Genomic DNA, 16305 nt, shown 5'->3' on the forward strand with positions numbered 1-16305 from the left:
CTAAAATTCAGCAGGGATTTTGAAATTCTTTTAGAAAAACATTATTAAATTGAAAGGAGTGAAAATGATTGGTTGTTAAAGAAAGGAATATTCCATTAGTAATGCTTATTTTAGAGGCTTTGTCTAGAAGGCTACCCTTAAATTATCCTAAATACCAGCAGGTTTTAGAGGAATTAGGCAGGAGGCAAGCTGGTTACAAAGGCGAGGTAAGTCTTGATTATTTTTTACGTTTACTCCCAATGGATAAGTACACAATACTCCACGATTTAAACCTTCCAGATGGTGACTACAACTGTCAAATTGACACTCTCCTCCTAACAGAAGAATTCGCCCTTATTATTGAAGTGAAAAATATGGCTGGCAAACTAATTTTTGATACAGAAAATGAACAGTTTATGCAAGTAAATAATGAGAAGGAAAAAGGTTATCCCTATCCTATCGCTCAGGCAGAAAGGCATCGAGATCACCTTGAGAAACTGATGGCAGAATATAAATTTCCTGTTGTTCCTATTTTATACCTTGTGGTTATCAGCAATGGTTATTCTTCTTACGTAATCACCGGAAAAAATTCTCATAAAGTAAAGGCACAAGTATGTAAAGCTGATGTTTTACTGAAAAGAATTTCTACTATAGAAAATCAGTATTCTAAACCTATCCTAAATACTAAAGAAATACGAAAGCTTAGTCGTCTGCTCATTAAACTAAATACAATTCCAACCAATTATATTTTTAAAAAATATCAAATCAATAAAGCGGATTTGTTAACTGGTGTCTTTTGCCCTTCCTGCAATCATGTTCCACTAATTCGTAAGAAAAAGAAATGGTACTGTACTTCATGTACCATATATTCAAAAGACGCTCACGTAACCGCCCTTAAGGATTATTTTTTGCTAATAGATTTAAAAATTACGAATCAGCAATTTCGAGTATTTGCTCAATTGGATTCAATTGATACAGCAGGAAGAATGTTACGATCTGAAAAAAATTTAATAGCAGATGGGACTAATAAGATGCGTGTGTATATTCCAGTTAATTTTCCTTGAATTGTACGAACGCAAATTAAACTAGATTTATCGCAAATAAACATAGTCTTTTCGCAAATAAAACTGGTACTTACGCAAATAAAAGCCCATTTTTCGCAAATAAACCTACCAAAACTCGATTAGAAAGCATAAAAAGAGGAAGTCTCTAAGTAAATTTGTAGAGACTTCCTCTTATTTTCTATTTTTCTTTATATTTTTCATAAAAATCATCATATTTCCCCGCCAAATCCACATCCAAATCAGTCAATCCGCCGGCATTCCACGAAGTGAGCCGCAAAGTGACTAATTTGTAGTCGATCGCGATAAATGGATGATGGTTGACTTCTTCAGACAACTCAGCAATTTCATTCACGAATGCGACCCCTTTTAAAAATTCACGAAAACGATATTTTTTCACGATGAATTTACCGTCGAGTTTCCAACCAGGTAGCCCAGCAAGAAATTGATCAATCTCTGTTAAACTAAGTCTATTTGCCACGATATCCCCTCCTACAATAAGTGTATTCGCCACACTTACTAGAACTTCCTTTTATTTACTAGTGCCATTGCCTTATCCGTGTTAGCAAAGTGGAGCTTCACAAAGGAGGGGAGAATATCCCGCCCTTTACTCACAATCAGCTTGGCCGCAGCTACATCTACCTGTGCCCCTGCACCCTTTGGAATCTTAAAACCTGCAGCGTCACTAAGCTTGTCTATATATTGGACGAAAGCGTAGCGAGCTAGGATACTAGCGGCAGCAACAGCTAAATGAATTCCTTCTGCTTTTGTGCTAAAACAAACATTTTCTTTAGCAATCGCTTTTTGACCTTTCAGATGCTGAAAATAAGTACTCGGCTGTACAAATTGATCAATGAGGATTGCTTCAGGTTGATCGGGCGCAATCTTCTCCAGAACATTTAATATTGCCTGATTATGAAGAATCGCCTTCATTTTGCCTTGTGACATGCCCGACTGTTGCAACTTATTATATTTGTCATTTTTCAATGTCATTAAGCTAAAGGGAACAACATCCTTGATAACCTTGGCAATCGCAATAATTTTTTCATCGTTTAAGTCTTTTGAATCCCGCACACCTAACTCTTTTAAAAGAGGAATATGTTCTTTTTTCACATAGGCTGCCACAACGGTAATCGGACCGAAAAAGTCTCCGGTCCCCACTTCATCGGATCCAATAGCTGACATTTGGCTGATTCCCGGAGGCAAATCCCCCTTAGCAGAAGTAGCTACCTTTTTAGTGCCGCCACCAACCCCAGCAGCTGATAAATCAACACTGCCCCACTTACCAGCTTCCTTTTCACTATCATTTCCCTGAAATAGCACCTTACCAGAATTGTATGCCGTAATGACACAACCAGGGGTCTTGGCCGAAAACACGCTTCCAGGTGGATTTTTTTCCAAAAGCTGCTTCGAGTAATACTTCCGCATTTCTGTAATTTCATTTATTCCTAATTTAATTACCACATTTCCCAAGTGAAAAACACCACATTTCCATTTATTATAATCTCTAAAACTCGAGCCAGCTCTTACTTTTTAAGTAGTTTGACTTTTCCAGTTCTAATAGTTCATGTTATGATAGAGAGTAGGATTCTTTGATTGGAGGCATTTGCGTTGTCAAACACACAAAAACACAGAACAACCGTAGATATTTACGGTCAGCAATACGTTATTATGGGTACGGAAAGCCCAAGTCATATTAGGCTTGTAGCATCTTTAGTTGACGATAAAATGCGGGAAATCAGTTCTAAGAATCCATCTCTGGACGTTAGTAAGCTTGCCGTTTTAACAGCCGTAAACGCAGTAAATGATTATATTAAAATTAAGGATCAATTGGACAGGCTGCAAACAGAACTACTAAAGGAAAAGGACTAATTTATCATGTTAGATTTAGCTATTATTATTCTCTTAATTATTGGATTCTTTGTTGGCCTTAAAAGAGGCTTTATACTGCAACTTGTGCATTTAACCAGTTTTATTATTGCATATGTAGTCGCTACTATATACTATGAAGAGCTGGCGCCAAAGTTGACCCTGTGGATTCCCTATCCCAACCTGGGTGAAGGAACAACCCTAAAACTATTAACGGATAGCGCCAATATGGAGACCGCTTTTTACCGTGCCATCTCATTTGTACTTATCTTTTTTGCGGTGAAAATTCTCTTACAAATCATCGGCTCCATGCTCGATTTCATTGCTCATCTGCCTATTCTTCGCCAGTTAAATGTATGGGCAGGAGGAATCTTCGGTTTCTTGGAAGTCTATCTCATTATATTTATTTTATTATATATTGCTGCGTTGATTCCAATAGAATTTTTACAAAATCCGTTGGACAATTCATTTATGGCAAAAGCAATTGTGAACCACACCCCTATCCTTTCACAGCAAATAAAGAGCTTGTGGATTGAATATACAGCTGCTTGAACTTCTCTGTAGCAGAGAAGTTTTTCTATTCTGCCATAAAGTAGGATAAAATGAAAATGCTAAATAAGAGGCGGTGAACGTAATGGAAGTAAATAAAAAAGATTTAATTCGTTTATTAGAAATGATTGCAATTTATATGGAACTAAAAGGAGAGAACCCGTTTAAGGTATCTGCTTTCCGGAAGGCTGCTAATGCACTGGAAACCGATGAACGTACCCTAACTGAAATTGAAGACTTTACAGCCATTTCGGGAATTGGAAAAGGGACTGCTGCTGTTGTTGAGGAGTACATAAAAGAGGGCACATCTTCTGTGCTGGCAGAACTTAAGGAAGAGGTCCCAACCGGGCTCATTCCGTTACTTCAGTTGCCAGGTCTTGGCGGAAAGAAAATTGCCAAGCTATACAAGGAATTAGGTGTCGTAGACGTTACTAGCTTAAAAGAAGCCTGTCAAACAGGAAAAGTGCAGGCGCTTGCTGGATTTGGCAAGAAGACGGAAGAGAAAATCTTAAGTGCTATTGCGAATGTGGGAACAAGACCTGAGCGTCTTCCGCTTGCCTATATGCTTCCAATTGCGGAGCAGATTGAAGAAAACCTAGCTGGAATTTCTGAAATAGACCGTTTCTCAAGGGCAGGAAGCCTGCGAAGAATGAGGGAAACAATTAAAGATTTAGACTTTATTATTGCAACCACTCAACCAGAGAGCGTTCGTCAATCTCTATTAGAATGGCCAAATATTAAAGAAGTCATTGGTGCGGGTGATACGAAAGTATCTTTAGTTTTTGCCTTTGATTATGATGTCTCTGTCGATTTTCGTTTGGTGAAGCCGGAGGAATTTATCACGACCTTGCATCATTTTACAGGTTCAAAGGATCACAATGTCCGTATGAGGCAGCTTGCTAAAGAACGCGGAGAAAAGATTAGTGAGTATGGAGTGGAGAATGTTGAGACCGGCGAAATACTTACATTCTCATCTGAAGAACAATTTTTCAAACATTTTGATCTTCCGTTTATCCCTCCTGAAATTAGGGAGGACGGCAGAGAAGTAGATACATTCACAGCTCAGGAAGAACTAATTGAACTTGAAGATATTAAAGGGGATCTCCACATGCATTCCACGTGGAGTGATGGGGCTCATTCCATTGAGGAAATGGCGGATGCGTGTCGTGCAAGAGGGTATCAGTATATGGCAATTACCGACCATTCTCAGTATTTAAAGGTTGCTAATGGGCTGACGCCTGAACGACTGTTGAAGCAGCGGGAAGAGATTAAGAAATTAAATGAGAAGTACGATGATTTTCTTATCCTTTCTGGTGTAGAAATGGATATTCTTCCTGACGGCACTTTGGATTACGAGGATGACATCCTTTCAGAAATGGATTTTGTTATTGCCTCTATTCATTCAGCCTTTTCTCAGCCAAGGGAAAAAATTATGGAGCGTCTAAAAACCGCATTAACCAATCACCATGTGGATTTAATCGCCCACCCAACAGGTAGAAAAATTGGCCGTCGTGAAGGGTATGACGTAGATATTGATATGCTGATTGAATTAGCGAAAGAGACAAACACAGCTTTAGAATTGAATGCGAATCCAAATCGGCTTGATTTGGCCTCAGAATATTTAAGAAAAGCACAGGAATCAGGAGTAAAGATTCTCATCAATACAGATGCACATAAAATGGATACATTAAAGCATATGGAAATAGGTGTGTCCACAGCTAAAAAGGGCTGGATTAAGAAATCTTCAGTGATAAATGCACTTGATAAGAATGAACTGCTTGAATTCCTGCACAATCGAGACTAAGGAGGATATACTCCATGCAAGAAAGAGCATTAAAGGTATTAGAATTCACCAAAGTGAAGGAACAGCTGTTAAGCCATGCCGCTTCTTCACTTGGTATGGAAAAAATAAAGAACTTGATGCCATCAACTGATTTTGATGAAGTGGTTGCACTTCAAGCTGAAACAGATGAGGCTGCCACTGTTTTACGTATAAAAGGAAATGTCCCGCTATCAGGGGTTTATGATATTCGTGCTCATGTTAAACGGTCGGTCATTGGGGGTGTTCTTAGCCCGCATGAGTTGATCCAAATTGCCAGCACCATTCATGCCAGTCGACAGATGAAACGTTTTATTGAGGAGCTTGCTGCTGAGCGAACAGAGCTTCCGATTTTATCCGAACAAGTTGAGCGAATCATCCCGCTTACAAACCTTGAGCAGGCTATCAAATATGCCATCGATGAAAGTGGAGAAGTATTAGATGGAGCAAGTGAGCTTTTACGTTCCTTAAGACATCAGCTTCGCTCGAATGAAGCGCGCGTTCGAGAAAAATTAGAAAGTATGATTCGTTCCTCCAATGCGAGTAAAATGCTTTCCGATGCGATTGTTACGATTCGTAATGACCGGTTTGTTATTCCTGTTAAGCAGGAATACCGTGGTCATTACGGCGGGATTATTCACGATCAAAGTTCATCCGGGCAAACCTTATTCATTGAGCCCCAAGTGATCGTGCAGTTAAATAATCAATTGCAGGATATTCGAGTGAAAGAGCAACTTGAAATTGAACGGATCCTTTCCGAACTTTCATCACAAGCAGCCGAGCATGAAAGCGAACTGCAGGTAATTGTAGCCGTGTTAGCAAATTTGGATTTCATTTTTGCAAAAGCTAGATACGGAAAACAAATGAAAGCTTCCATGCCGATTATGAATAATGAGGGGAGAATTGCCTTATTTAAGGCGAGACATCCATTAATTCCAATCGATGAAGTGGTTGCCAATGACATTATGCTTGGGAAAGACTACACGACAATTGTCATTACTGGGCCAAATACAGGCGGAAAGACGGTAACTTTAAAGACGCTAGGATTGTGTTCCTTAATGGCTCAGGCGGGATTACAGGTGCCTGCCTATGACGGATCGGAATTGGCTGTCTTTGATGCGATTTATGCGGATATTGGTGATGAACAATCGATCGAACAAAGCCTAAGTACATTTTCATCGCATATGGTCAATATTGTCGACATTTTAAATAAAGTGGACTTTAACAGCCTAGTTTTGTTTGATGAGCTTGGAGCGGGAACGGATCCTCAGGAAGGTGCGGCTCTGGCCATCTCTATATTAGATGAAGTGCATCGAAGAGGTGCGAGAGTAATCGCAACGACACACTACCCTGAATTAAAAGCATATGGCTACAACCGGGAAGGCGTACTAAACGCCAGTGTGGAGTTTGATGTAGAAACGTTAAGTCCAACGTATAAATTACTTTTAGGTGTACCAGGGAGAAGTAATGCCTTTGAGATTTCGAAGCGGTTAGGACTTAATGACCGGGTCATACAATCGGCACGCTCACATGTAAGCGAAGATACGAATCAAATCGATAAAATGATTGCTTCCTTAGAGGAAAGCAAACGTCAAGCAGAGAAAGAACAAGAGGAAGCCCGCGATTTCTTGAAGCAGGCAGAGATGCTGCATAAAGACTTGCAAAAGCAAATGATGGAATTTTACGAGAAGAAAGACTCCATGCTGGAAAAAGCGGCTGAAAAAGCGGAAGAGATTGTAGAAGAGGCTAAAACGGAGGCTGAAAAGGTTATTCGTGATCTCCGCAAGATGAGAACTGAAAAGCATGCAGACATAAAAGAGCATGAATTAATTAATGCGAAAAAGCGTCTTGAAGAAGCAGCCCCAGAGATTAAGAAATCAGCGAAGCTAATGAATAAGAAAAATAAGACGCATACCTATATGCCTGGAGATGAAGTAAAAGTCCTTACCTTTGACCAAAAAGGCACGCTAGTCGAACGTGTGTCAGCCAATGAATGGCAGGTTCAGATTGGGATTTTGAAGATGAAGGTCAAGGAGAAGGATATGGAGTATATGAGCACCCCGAAGCAAGTGGAGACAAAACCAATTGCTATTGTAAAAGGGCGGGACTCATATGTTAAACTAGAATTAGACCTTCGTGGTGAGCGATATGAAGATGCTTTACTTAAAGTAGAAAAGTATATTGATGATGCCCTTCTATCAAGTTATCCCCGTGTATCCATCATTCATGGGAAAGGGACTGGTGCCTTAAGGCAGGGAGTTCAGGAGTATTTAAGAAATCATCGTTCCGTTAAAAAAATTCGCTTTGGAGAAGCTGGGGAAGGCGGATCTGGCGTTACCATAGTAGAATTTAAATAATGACCGGGGAGATTAAGCTATGGACCAGTTTTGGGAGAACGAATACATTCAAATAGCTGCCTATTATAGTGTTGTTATTTTATGTATGATTGTTTTTTTAGCCATATTTGAAGTAGTAACGAAGTATAAAAATTGGGTTGAAATAAAAAATGGGAATATTTCTGTTGCGATGGCTACTGGCGGGAAAATATTTGGTGTAGCTAATATTTTTCGCCATACTATTGAGGCACATAATTCCTTACTTAATATGATTGGTTGGGGAATTTATGGGTTTACGCTTTTATTAATTGGCTACTTTATTTTTGAATTTTTAACTCCAAAATTCAGGATTGACGAAGAAATTCAAAAGGACAATCGTGCTGTGGGGCTGATTTCAATGGTCATTTCAATTGGATTATCCTATGTCATTGGCGCAGGAATTTAGTTAGGGGAGAAAAGAGTGGAGACATTAGCTAAAATCCTTCTTGGATTATGTGGCTTATTTTTGCTAATCGGAATTATATATATGGTGTTTTTTGCATAAAGAACTACTAAACAGGTGAAAGAGGCTGACTCCAATCAGCCTCTTTTTTCTGTACTATTATTCAGGGGTTTCGTTGTTAATTGTCACATACTGTACTATAATAGATAGTGAAATTAGAATTTTTATAATTATCTATACAAAAAGGGAGGTTTATTATGTTAGAGTCTAAACCGTGGTTGGACATTTATCCGAAAGACATTCCCGCTACACTGCACTACTCCCAAGATCCTGTTCAGAGTTATTTGCAAAAAACAGCGGAGAGGTTTCCTGAGAAGATTGGGATTCATTTCATGGGAAAAGAGTTAACCTATAAGAAACTTTATGAAGAATCCTTGAATTTTGCAGGGTATTTACAGGATATAGGTATCTCAAAAGATGACAGAATTGCCATCATGCTCCCAAATACTCCTCAGGCTGTCATCAGTTATTTTGGTATTTTGATAGCAGGCGGGATTGTTGTACAGACCAATCCTTTATATACGGAACGTGAGCTTGAATACCAAATGAAGGATTCCGGCGCAAAGGCCATTATCACCTTAGATATCCTCTACCCCCGTGTATCAAAAGTCATGCCGCAGACAGATTTACAACATATTATTGTAACCGCTATCAAAGATTACCTGCCATTTCCGAAAAATCTTGCCTATCCTTTCATCCAGAAAAAACAATATGGAATTGTCGTAAAAGTAAAACATGAAGGAAGTACCCATCTGTTTTCAGAGATTGTAAAAATGAAACCGAAGAAATTAACCACGTATGAAGTCAATCCTGAAGAGGACATTGCGTTACTTCAATATACAGGGGGAACAACCGGTTCTCCGAAGGGTGTCATGCTTACCCACAAAAACTTAATATCAAATACAGCCATGAGTGAAGCCTGGTTATACAAAGCGAAAATGGGTGAAGAATCCATGCTCGGAATTGTCCCATTTTTCCATGTCTATGGAATGACAGTTTGCATGATTTTATCAATAAAGATGGCATGTAAAATGATTTTATTACCTAAATTTGATGCTGTAACCACTTTAAAAACGATTCACAAACAGCGTCCAACCTTATTTCCTGGGGCACCAACCATTTATATTGGTTTATTAAACCATCCGGATTTGAAGAAATATGATCTTTCTTCCATTGAAGCCTGTATCAGTGGCTCAGCACCACTTCCACTCGAGGTTCAGGAGAAATTTGAAGAAGTTACAGGTGGTAAGCTTGTAGAGGGGTATGGCTTATCAGAAGCCTCTCCAGTGACCCATTCCAACTTTATGTGGGATGTAGAACGAGTGAAGGGAAGCATTGGGGTACCTTATCCTGATACGGATGTCAAAATCCTTTCAGTCGAGACAGGTGAGCCCGTACCAATAAAAGAAATAGGCGAAATTGTGATCAAGGGACCGCAAGTTATGAAAGGCTACTGGAATCGTCCAGCGGAAACCGAGGAAGTCTTAAAGGATGGCTGGCTATATACTGGTGACCTCGGATATATGGACGAAAAGGGTTATTTTTACGTGGTTGACCGTAAAAAAGATATGATCATAGCAGGGGGATATAATATTTATCCAAGAGAAATCGAAGAAGTTTTATATGAACATCCAGATGTGCTTGAGGCAGTTGCGGCCGGGGTGCCAGACCCATACCGTGGAGAAACAGTCAAAGCCTACATCGTTTTAAAAGATGGTTCATCTGTGACAGAAGAAGAAATGAATCAATTTGCAAGAAAATATTTGGCGGCGTATAAAGCACCAAGGCTATATGAATTTAGAAAAGAATTGCCTAAAACAGCCGTTGGAAAAATTTTAAGAAGAATGCTTGTAGAAGAAGAGTTGAGAAAAATAGAAGAAGAAAGTACTAAGCATGCCTAACAGCAATAGCCCAGCTTTTTTTTTGAATTCATAGGCTTGTCTATAAAAAGAAATCATACTATCATTAAGTTGTTCAACAGTATTTCTTGACAGAAATACATATAATCACTATTATTAAAATATGAATGATGATTCATTCATATTTTATTTTTGGGTAAAGCTTCAAAGGAGGGTTAGACATGAAAAAGAGTAAGCCAAAATATATGCAGATTATAGATGCAGCTGTGATTGCCATAGCTGAAAATGGCTACCATCAAGCACAAGTTTCAAAAATTGCGAAACAGGCTGGGGTGGCAGATGGCACCATTTATCTGTATTTTAAGAACAAAGAAGACATCCTAATCTCTCTCTTTGAAGAAAAAATGGGAAATTTCATTGAAAAAATAGATAACATGATTGCAGGAAAAGGGACGGCGGCAGAGAAATTATCAAAGATGATAGAAGCTCATTTCAGTATGCTCTATGAGGATCATCACTTAGCAATTGTCACACAGCTAGAGCTCCGGCAATCCAATAAGGAATTGAGACTCCGCATCAACAACGTTCTAAAAGGGTATTTAAAGGTAATTGATAAGGTGCTAATTGAAGGCAAAGAAACCGGTGAGTTTTCAAATGACCTTGATATTCGCCTTGCCCGGCAAATGATTTTTGGAACGATTGATGAAACGGCAACATCATGGGTAATGAATGAAGAAAAGTATGATTTACTTGCCTTGGCCTCACCAGTCCATCGACTTTTAATCAATGGACTTGGAGGCCGGTAAAGTTTAGATAGGAGGAGAAATTATTGGAATACTTAAAGTGGTCTAATCAAGATCGTATTGCTACCATTACGATTCAACGTCCTCCGGCAAACGCCCTTTCATCAGGTTTATTAAGGGAACTGTCGGCGGTACTTGACGAAATTGAACCGAACCGTGATATACGTGTTATTGTTATTCATGGTGAAGGACGCTTTTTCTCAGCAGGTGCCGATATTAAAGAATTTACGACAGTTACTTCTTCAGAAGGCTTTGCTAACCTTGGGAAGTTCGGACAAGATTTATTTGAACGCATGGAGAAATTTCCTAAACCAATTATCGCAGCTATTCATGGGGCCGCTCTTGGCGGTGGATTAGAGCTTGCAATGGCATGCCATATCCGCCTTGTCAGTGAGAATGCAAAGCTTGGCCTACCTGAATTGCAACTGGGGCTAATTCCAGGATTCGCAGGAACACAGCGTCTTCCTAAATATGTAGGTGTGGCACGGGCAGCTGAAATGCTGTTCACGTCTGAGCCTATTACAGGTGTAGAGGCAGTCCAATATGGTCTAGCTAATCATGCGTATCCAGAAAGTGAAGTATTAGAGCAGGCTTACATACTAGCAGGAAAAATTGCTAAGAAAAGTCCTGGTTCCGTTAGTGCAACCATTGAATTATTAAATTATGCTAAAACGGAAGAGTTTTTTGAAGGCTCACAAAGAGAAGCAGAGTTGTTTGGGGAGGTCTTTGTATCTAATGATGCTAAAGAAGGAATCCAAGCCTTTCTTGAAAAAAGAGAGCCACATTTTAAAGGTGAATAAAGCTTCTTAAGCGTTTGCTTAAGAAGTTTTTATAAAAAATTTTTTTCTATAAAATTTTCTCAATCTTTAGAACTGAAAAAATGTTTGAATTTTCTTAGGAGGCGAAACCATGAACATTTATGTATTAATGAAAAGAACCTTTGATACAGAGGAAAAGATTACGATTTCAGGTGGCAGAATCAATGAAGACGGGGCAGAATTTATTATCAATCCATACGACGAATATGCGATTGAAGAAGCGATTCAAGTCCGTGATGCAAAGGGTGGAGAAGTGACTGTTATTTCTGTAGGGAATGAAGAAACAGAAAAACAATTGCGTACAGCCCTTGCTATGGGTGCAGATAAAGCTGTTCTAATAAATACTGAAGATGATGTGGAAAACGGTGACCAATTTACAACTGCTAAAATCCTTGCCGAATATTTAAAGGATAAAGAAGTTGATTTAATTATTGGTGGAAATGTGGCTATTGACGGTGGAACAGGACAAGTAGGACCAAGAGTGGCTGAACTCCTCAATATTCCGTATGTAACTACCATTACGAAACTCGAGATCGATGGGACAAATGTAACTGTTACTCGTGACGTTGAAGGGGATTCAGAAGTCATTGAAACAAGCCTTCCACTTTTAGTTACAGCACAACAAGGGCTTAATGAGCCGCGCTACCCATCTTTACCTGGAATTATGAAAGCGAAGAAAAAGCCGCTTGAGGAATTAGAATTAGATGATCTTGATCTTGAAGAAGAGGATGTAGAAGCAAAAACAAAAACAATTGAAATTTATTTGCCGCCTAAAAAAGAGCCTGGAAAGGTCTTAGCTGGCGATTTAAATGATCAGGTTAAAGAACTTGTTCAACTTCTTCATACTGAAGCAAAAGTAATCTAATCGTAACTTCATAAAAATTGTTTTCAGGAGGTAAATGAAATGACTAGAAAAGTATTGGTATTAGGAGAAGTTCGTGACGGATCATTACGTAATGTATCTTTCGAAGCTGTTGCAGCAGCAAAAACAGTTGCAGAGGGCGGAGAAGTTGTTGGTGTATTGGTGGGCGAATCTGTAAGCGCTTTAGGTACGGAGTTAGTTCAATACGGAGCTGACCGTGTAGTGGTAGTGGAGCATGCGAATTTAAAACAATATTCCTCTGATGGTTATGCTCAAGCTTTATTGGCTGTAATTGATCAAGAGAAGCCTGAAGGATTAGTGCTCGGCCATACTGCATTAGGAAAAGATCTATCACCAAGAATTGCAGGTAAGCTCTCTTCAGGTCTAATCTCAGATGCAACGGCAGTAGAAGCAGCAGGAGGAAACATTGTATTTACTAGACCTATTTATTCTGGTAAAGCATTTGAAAAGAAAATTGTAACAGACGGCTTAATTTTTGCTACCGTACGTCCGAATAATATTGCCCCATTAGCAAAAGAAGAAAGCAGAAGCGGTGAGGTTTCCTCACTATCTGTGGACATTAAAGACCTTCGTGCAATTATTAAAGAAGTAGTAAGAAAAGCAAGTGAAGGTGTGGACCTAAGTGAGGCAAAGGTAGTAATTTCTGGCGGACGCGGTGTGAAAAGTGCAGAAGGATTCAAACCGCTGAAAGAACTTGCTGAAGTATTAGGGGGAGCAGTTGGTGCTTCTCGTGGTGCATGTGATGCCGACTATTGTGATTATTCCTTACAAATTGGGCAAACAGGAAAGGTTGTAACTCCAGACCTATACATTGCCTGCGGTATTTCAGGAGCAATCCAGCATTTAGCTGGTATGTCCAACTCAAAAGTAATTGTTGCCATCAACAAAGACCCTGAAGCGAACATCTTCAAAGTAGCTGATTACGGTATTGTTGGTGACCTTTTCGAAGTTGTCCCATTATTAACAGAAGAGTTTAAAAAACTTAAAGTTCACTCATAATAATAAAGTGAGGAGCGAGCGGTCAAAATCCGCTCGCTTTTATCTTTTGAAAATGTTAAGCACAATGTTGAATTTGCACTAGTTGATTGGAACGGAAGGCGCGAAGACTCCTGCGGGAGTAGCTGGTCATGGGAGACCCCGCAGGAGCAAAGCGACGAGGAGGCTCACAGACCGCCCCGCGGAAAGCGAAGCGCCTGGAGTGGAAATCAACGGCAAATTACAGATCCTTAACATTAAATTTAAAGAATACTTATTGCTTTATGGGGTAAATTAGTTGCGAAACATATTATTAGCTTGATTTTCTAAACGATGGTATACTTTCGGTAGTAATTCAGTATTTAATAGGAGGGCAATATATAATGGCTATTTCACATTTAACAGATCAAACTTTCTCATCAGAAACAGGTTCAGGTACAGTACTTGTAGACTTTTGGGCACCATGGTGCGGACCTTGTAAAATGATCGCTCCAGTTCTTGAAGAACTTGATGCAGAAATGGGAGACAAAGTAAAAATCACTAAATTAGATGTAGATGATAACCCACAAACAGCAGCTAATTTCGGTGTAATGAGCATCCCAACTTTATTAGTTTTCAAAAACGGTGAAGTTGTAGATAAAGTAGTCGGCTTCCAACCAAAAGATGCATTAGCAAGTGTACTACAAAAACACGTATAAACTGATACAATAAAAAAACCTTAGCTGGACACAATCTGGCTAAGGTTTTTTTATTATATAGTTAGTTAAAGTTGATGGTTGATTGACTATGTTTATTGGAGCGGAAGGCGCGAAGACTCCTGCGGGAAATGCGTGTCAGGGGAAGACCCCGCAGGAGCGAAGCGACGAGGAGGCTCCCCGACCGCCCGCGGAAAGCGAAGCGCCTGGAGCGGAAAACATGCAAATATAGCAGAACTTTTTATTATTACAGAACCTCCCACTTTCCTTTATGAACAGATGTGATAAAATTTTAAGGATAGAATAAAAGACGGAGGAGTGGCCGGAGTGAATGAAAATATTAAACAAAAATTAACCCTGCTGCCTGACCAGCCTGGCTGCTACTTAATGAAAGACCGTCAGGGGACAATTATTTATGTGGGGAAGGCAAAAATATTAAAGAACCGAGTACGTTCTTATTTTACCGGCTCACACGACGGAAAGACGTTAAGACTTGTTAATGAAATCGAAGACTTTGAGTACATTGTTACCTCATCCAATATAGAAGCATTGATACTTGAACTTAATCTCATCAAAAAATATGATCCAAAATACAATATCATGCTGAAGGATGACAAAAGCTATCCGTTTATTAAACTGACAGCAGAGAGACATCCTAAACTGATTATTACGAGAAAAGTAAAAAAGGATAAGGGTAAATATTTTGGTCCTTACCCGAATGTCGGGGCGGCCAACGAAACCAAAAAGCTTTTAGACCGGATTTATCCGTTACGCAAATGTGCTACACTACCAGATCGAGTCTGCTTATATTACCATTTAGGGCAATGTCTTGCTCCATGCGTTAATGAAGTATCTGAAGAACAATATAAACAAATGACGGATGAAATTTCTCGGTTTTTAAATGGCGGATATAAGGATATTAAAAAAGAATTAACCGAAAAAATGACAGCAGCGGCAGAAGAATTGGATTTTGAAAGAGCAAAGGAATTCCGTGATAAAATCGTTCACATTGAAACCATCATGGAAAAGCAAAAGATCACCATGACGGATTTCACGGATCGTGATGTGTTTGGTTATGCTGTTGACAAAGGCTGGATGTGTGTACAGGTCTTTTTTGTGCGCCAAGGAAAGCTGATTGAACGGGATGTTTCCATGTTTCCTATTTACAATGAGCCAGAAGAAGAAATCCTTACGTTTTTAGGACAATTTTACCAAAAGGCCAACCACTTTAAGCCAAAGGAAATTCTGATTCAAGATGAAATTGATTTGAATATGACTGCACAGCTTCTAGAAGTAAAGGTTCTTCAACCGAAAAAGGGACAAAAGAAGGATCTTGTTAACCTTGCGATTAAAAATGCAAAAATCGCTTTGAATGAAAAGTTTTCTTTAATTGAGAAGGATGAAGAACGTACCATTAAGGCAGTTGAAAACCTTGGAAAGTTACTTGGAATCTACACGCCGCATCGGATTGAGTCCTTCGATAATTCAAATATACAAGGGACAGATCCCGTTTCAGCAATGGTTGTGTTTACAGATGGGAAAGCGAATAAGAGAGAATATCGAAAGTATAAAATCAAGTCTGTAAAGGGACCGGATGATTATGAATCAATGAGGGAAGTAACCAGAAGAAGGTACTCAAGAGCATTAAAAGAAAATCTTCCTCTACCGGATCTTATTATAATTGATGGTGGAAAAGGACATGTGGAAGCGGTTAGGGACGTTTTAGAAAATGAATTAGGATTAGATATTCCACTTTCGGGTCTTGTAAAGGATGAAAAACACCGTACGTCACAATTGTTATACGGTAATCCTTTAGAAATTGTTCCACTTGAACGAAACAGTCAGGAGTTTTATTTGCTGCAACGTATTCAAGATGAAGTTCACCGCTTTGCTATTACCTTTCACCGCCAAATACGTGGAAAGAGCGCCTTTCAATCCTTATTGGATGATATTCCTGGCATTGGGGAAAAACGTAAAAAGTTATTGCTTAAACAGTTTGGATCTGTGAAAAAAATGAAAGAAGCGACTATGGAGGAATTTACCGACATTGGTATTCCATTAAATGTGGCAGAAGAGTTAATGAAAAAACTTCAAGAATAGTTATTGTCAGAATAAATTGACCATGCTATAATTAGTGAAAATTTAAATTACTATCAC

The 16305-nt window shown here is 39.1% G+C and carries 15 protein-coding genes; 13 read left to right on the forward strand and 2 right to left on the reverse strand.

What is annotated here, in order from left to right; genetic code table 11:
- Nucleotides 1-68 precede the first annotated feature (68 nt).
- Nucleotides 69-1043, forward strand: coding sequence for a nuclease-related domain-containing protein (locus AA0X95_RS09785; protein WP_413308368.1), 975 nt, complete (start codon nucleotides 69-71; stop codon nucleotides 1041-1043).
- A gap of 178 nt (nucleotides 1044-1221) precedes the next feature.
- Here the strand turns inward: AA0X95_RS09785 and AA0X95_RS09790 are convergent, their stop codons facing one another.
- Nucleotides 1222-1521 (reverse strand): 4a-hydroxytetrahydrobiopterin dehydratase, encoded by a 300-nt coding sequence (locus tag AA0X95_RS09790; protein WP_413308370.1) that lies wholly within the window; start codon nucleotides 1519-1521, stop codon nucleotides 1222-1224.
- 38 nt (nucleotides 1522-1559) lie between these two features.
- A complete protein-coding gene (gene rnhC, locus AA0X95_RS09795; RefSeq protein WP_413308372.1) occupies nucleotides 1560-2513 on the reverse strand; it encodes a ribonuclease HIII in 954 nt (317 codons plus the stop codon).
- Nucleotides 2514-2651: 138 nt separating this feature from the next.
- Here rnhC and zapA point away from each other — a divergent pair, with 138 nt between their 5' ends.
- The 12 genes from zapA (at nucleotide 2652) to uvrC (ending at nucleotide 16248) form a co-directional block, all read left to right on the forward strand.
- Nucleotides 2652-2912 (forward strand): cell division protein ZapA, encoded by a 261-nt coding sequence (gene zapA / locus AA0X95_RS09800; RefSeq protein ID WP_307286280.1) that lies wholly within the window; start codon nucleotides 2652-2654, stop codon nucleotides 2910-2912.
- A gap of 6 nt (nucleotides 2913-2918) precedes the next feature.
- The gene (locus AA0X95_RS09805; RefSeq protein ID WP_413308375.1) at nucleotides 2919-3461 is read left to right on the forward strand and encodes a CvpA family protein; all 543 of its coding nucleotides are present in this window, start codon (nucleotides 2919-2921) and stop codon (nucleotides 3459-3461) included.
- 82 nt (nucleotides 3462-3543) lie between these two features.
- Nucleotides 3544-5262 (forward strand): DNA polymerase/3'-5' exonuclease PolX, encoded by a 1719-nt coding sequence (gene polX, locus AA0X95_RS09810; protein ID WP_413308377.1) that lies wholly within the window; start codon nucleotides 3544-3546, stop codon nucleotides 5260-5262.
- Between the two features lie 14 nt (nucleotides 5263-5276).
- Nucleotides 5277-7634, forward strand: a complete 2358-nt coding sequence (locus tag AA0X95_RS09815) for an endonuclease MutS2 (RefSeq protein ID WP_413308379.1) — start codon at nucleotides 5277-5279, stop codon at nucleotides 7632-7634.
- Between the two features lie 19 nt (nucleotides 7635-7653).
- Nucleotides 7654-8058, forward strand: coding sequence for a DUF350 domain-containing protein (locus AA0X95_RS09820; RefSeq protein ID WP_413308381.1), 405 nt, complete (start codon nucleotides 7654-7656; stop codon nucleotides 8056-8058).
- Nucleotides 8059-8312: 254 nt separating this feature from the next.
- Nucleotides 8313-10016, forward strand: a complete 1704-nt coding sequence (locus AA0X95_RS09825; protein WP_413308383.1) for an AMP-binding protein — start codon at nucleotides 8313-8315, stop codon at nucleotides 10014-10016.
- Between the two features lie 179 nt (nucleotides 10017-10195).
- Nucleotides 10196-10780, forward strand: a complete 585-nt coding sequence (locus AA0X95_RS09830) for a TetR/AcrR family transcriptional regulator (RefSeq protein WP_413308385.1) — start codon at nucleotides 10196-10198, stop codon at nucleotides 10778-10780.
- 23 nt (nucleotides 10781-10803) lie between these two features.
- Nucleotides 10804-11577 (forward strand): enoyl-CoA hydratase, encoded by a 774-nt coding sequence (locus tag AA0X95_RS09835; RefSeq protein ID WP_413308387.1) that lies wholly within the window; start codon nucleotides 10804-10806, stop codon nucleotides 11575-11577.
- A 109-nt stretch (nucleotides 11578-11686) separates the two neighbouring features.
- Nucleotides 11687-12460 carry an electron transfer flavoprotein subunit beta/FixA family protein gene (locus tag AA0X95_RS09840; protein WP_413308389.1) on the forward strand — a complete coding sequence of 258 codons (774 nt, stop codon included), beginning with the start codon at nucleotides 11687-11689 and terminating at the stop codon, nucleotides 12458-12460.
- Between the two features lie 39 nt (nucleotides 12461-12499).
- Complete coding sequence (locus tag AA0X95_RS09845; protein WP_413308391.1) at nucleotides 12500-13477, forward strand: electron transfer flavoprotein subunit alpha/FixB family protein; 978 nt, start codon at nucleotides 12500-12502, stop codon at nucleotides 13475-13477.
- A 359-nt stretch (nucleotides 13478-13836) separates the two neighbouring features.
- Nucleotides 13837-14151: a thioredoxin gene (gene trxA, locus AA0X95_RS09850; protein ID WP_413308393.1), complete on the forward strand. Its 315-nt coding sequence runs from the start codon at nucleotides 13837-13839 to the stop codon at nucleotides 14149-14151.
- A gap of 324 nt (nucleotides 14152-14475) precedes the next feature.
- On the forward strand, nucleotides 14476-16248 hold the full coding sequence (uvrC, locus tag AA0X95_RS09855; RefSeq protein ID WP_413308395.1) for an excinuclease ABC subunit UvrC: 1773 nt from the start codon (nucleotides 14476-14478) through the stop codon (nucleotides 16246-16248).
- Nucleotides 16249-16305: the final 57 nt, after the last annotated feature.

It is taken from the genome of Neobacillus phoenicis (genome assembly GCF_047302305.1).
Taxonomy (GTDB): domain Bacteria; phylum Bacillota; class Bacilli; order Bacillales; family Cytobacillaceae; genus Neobacillus.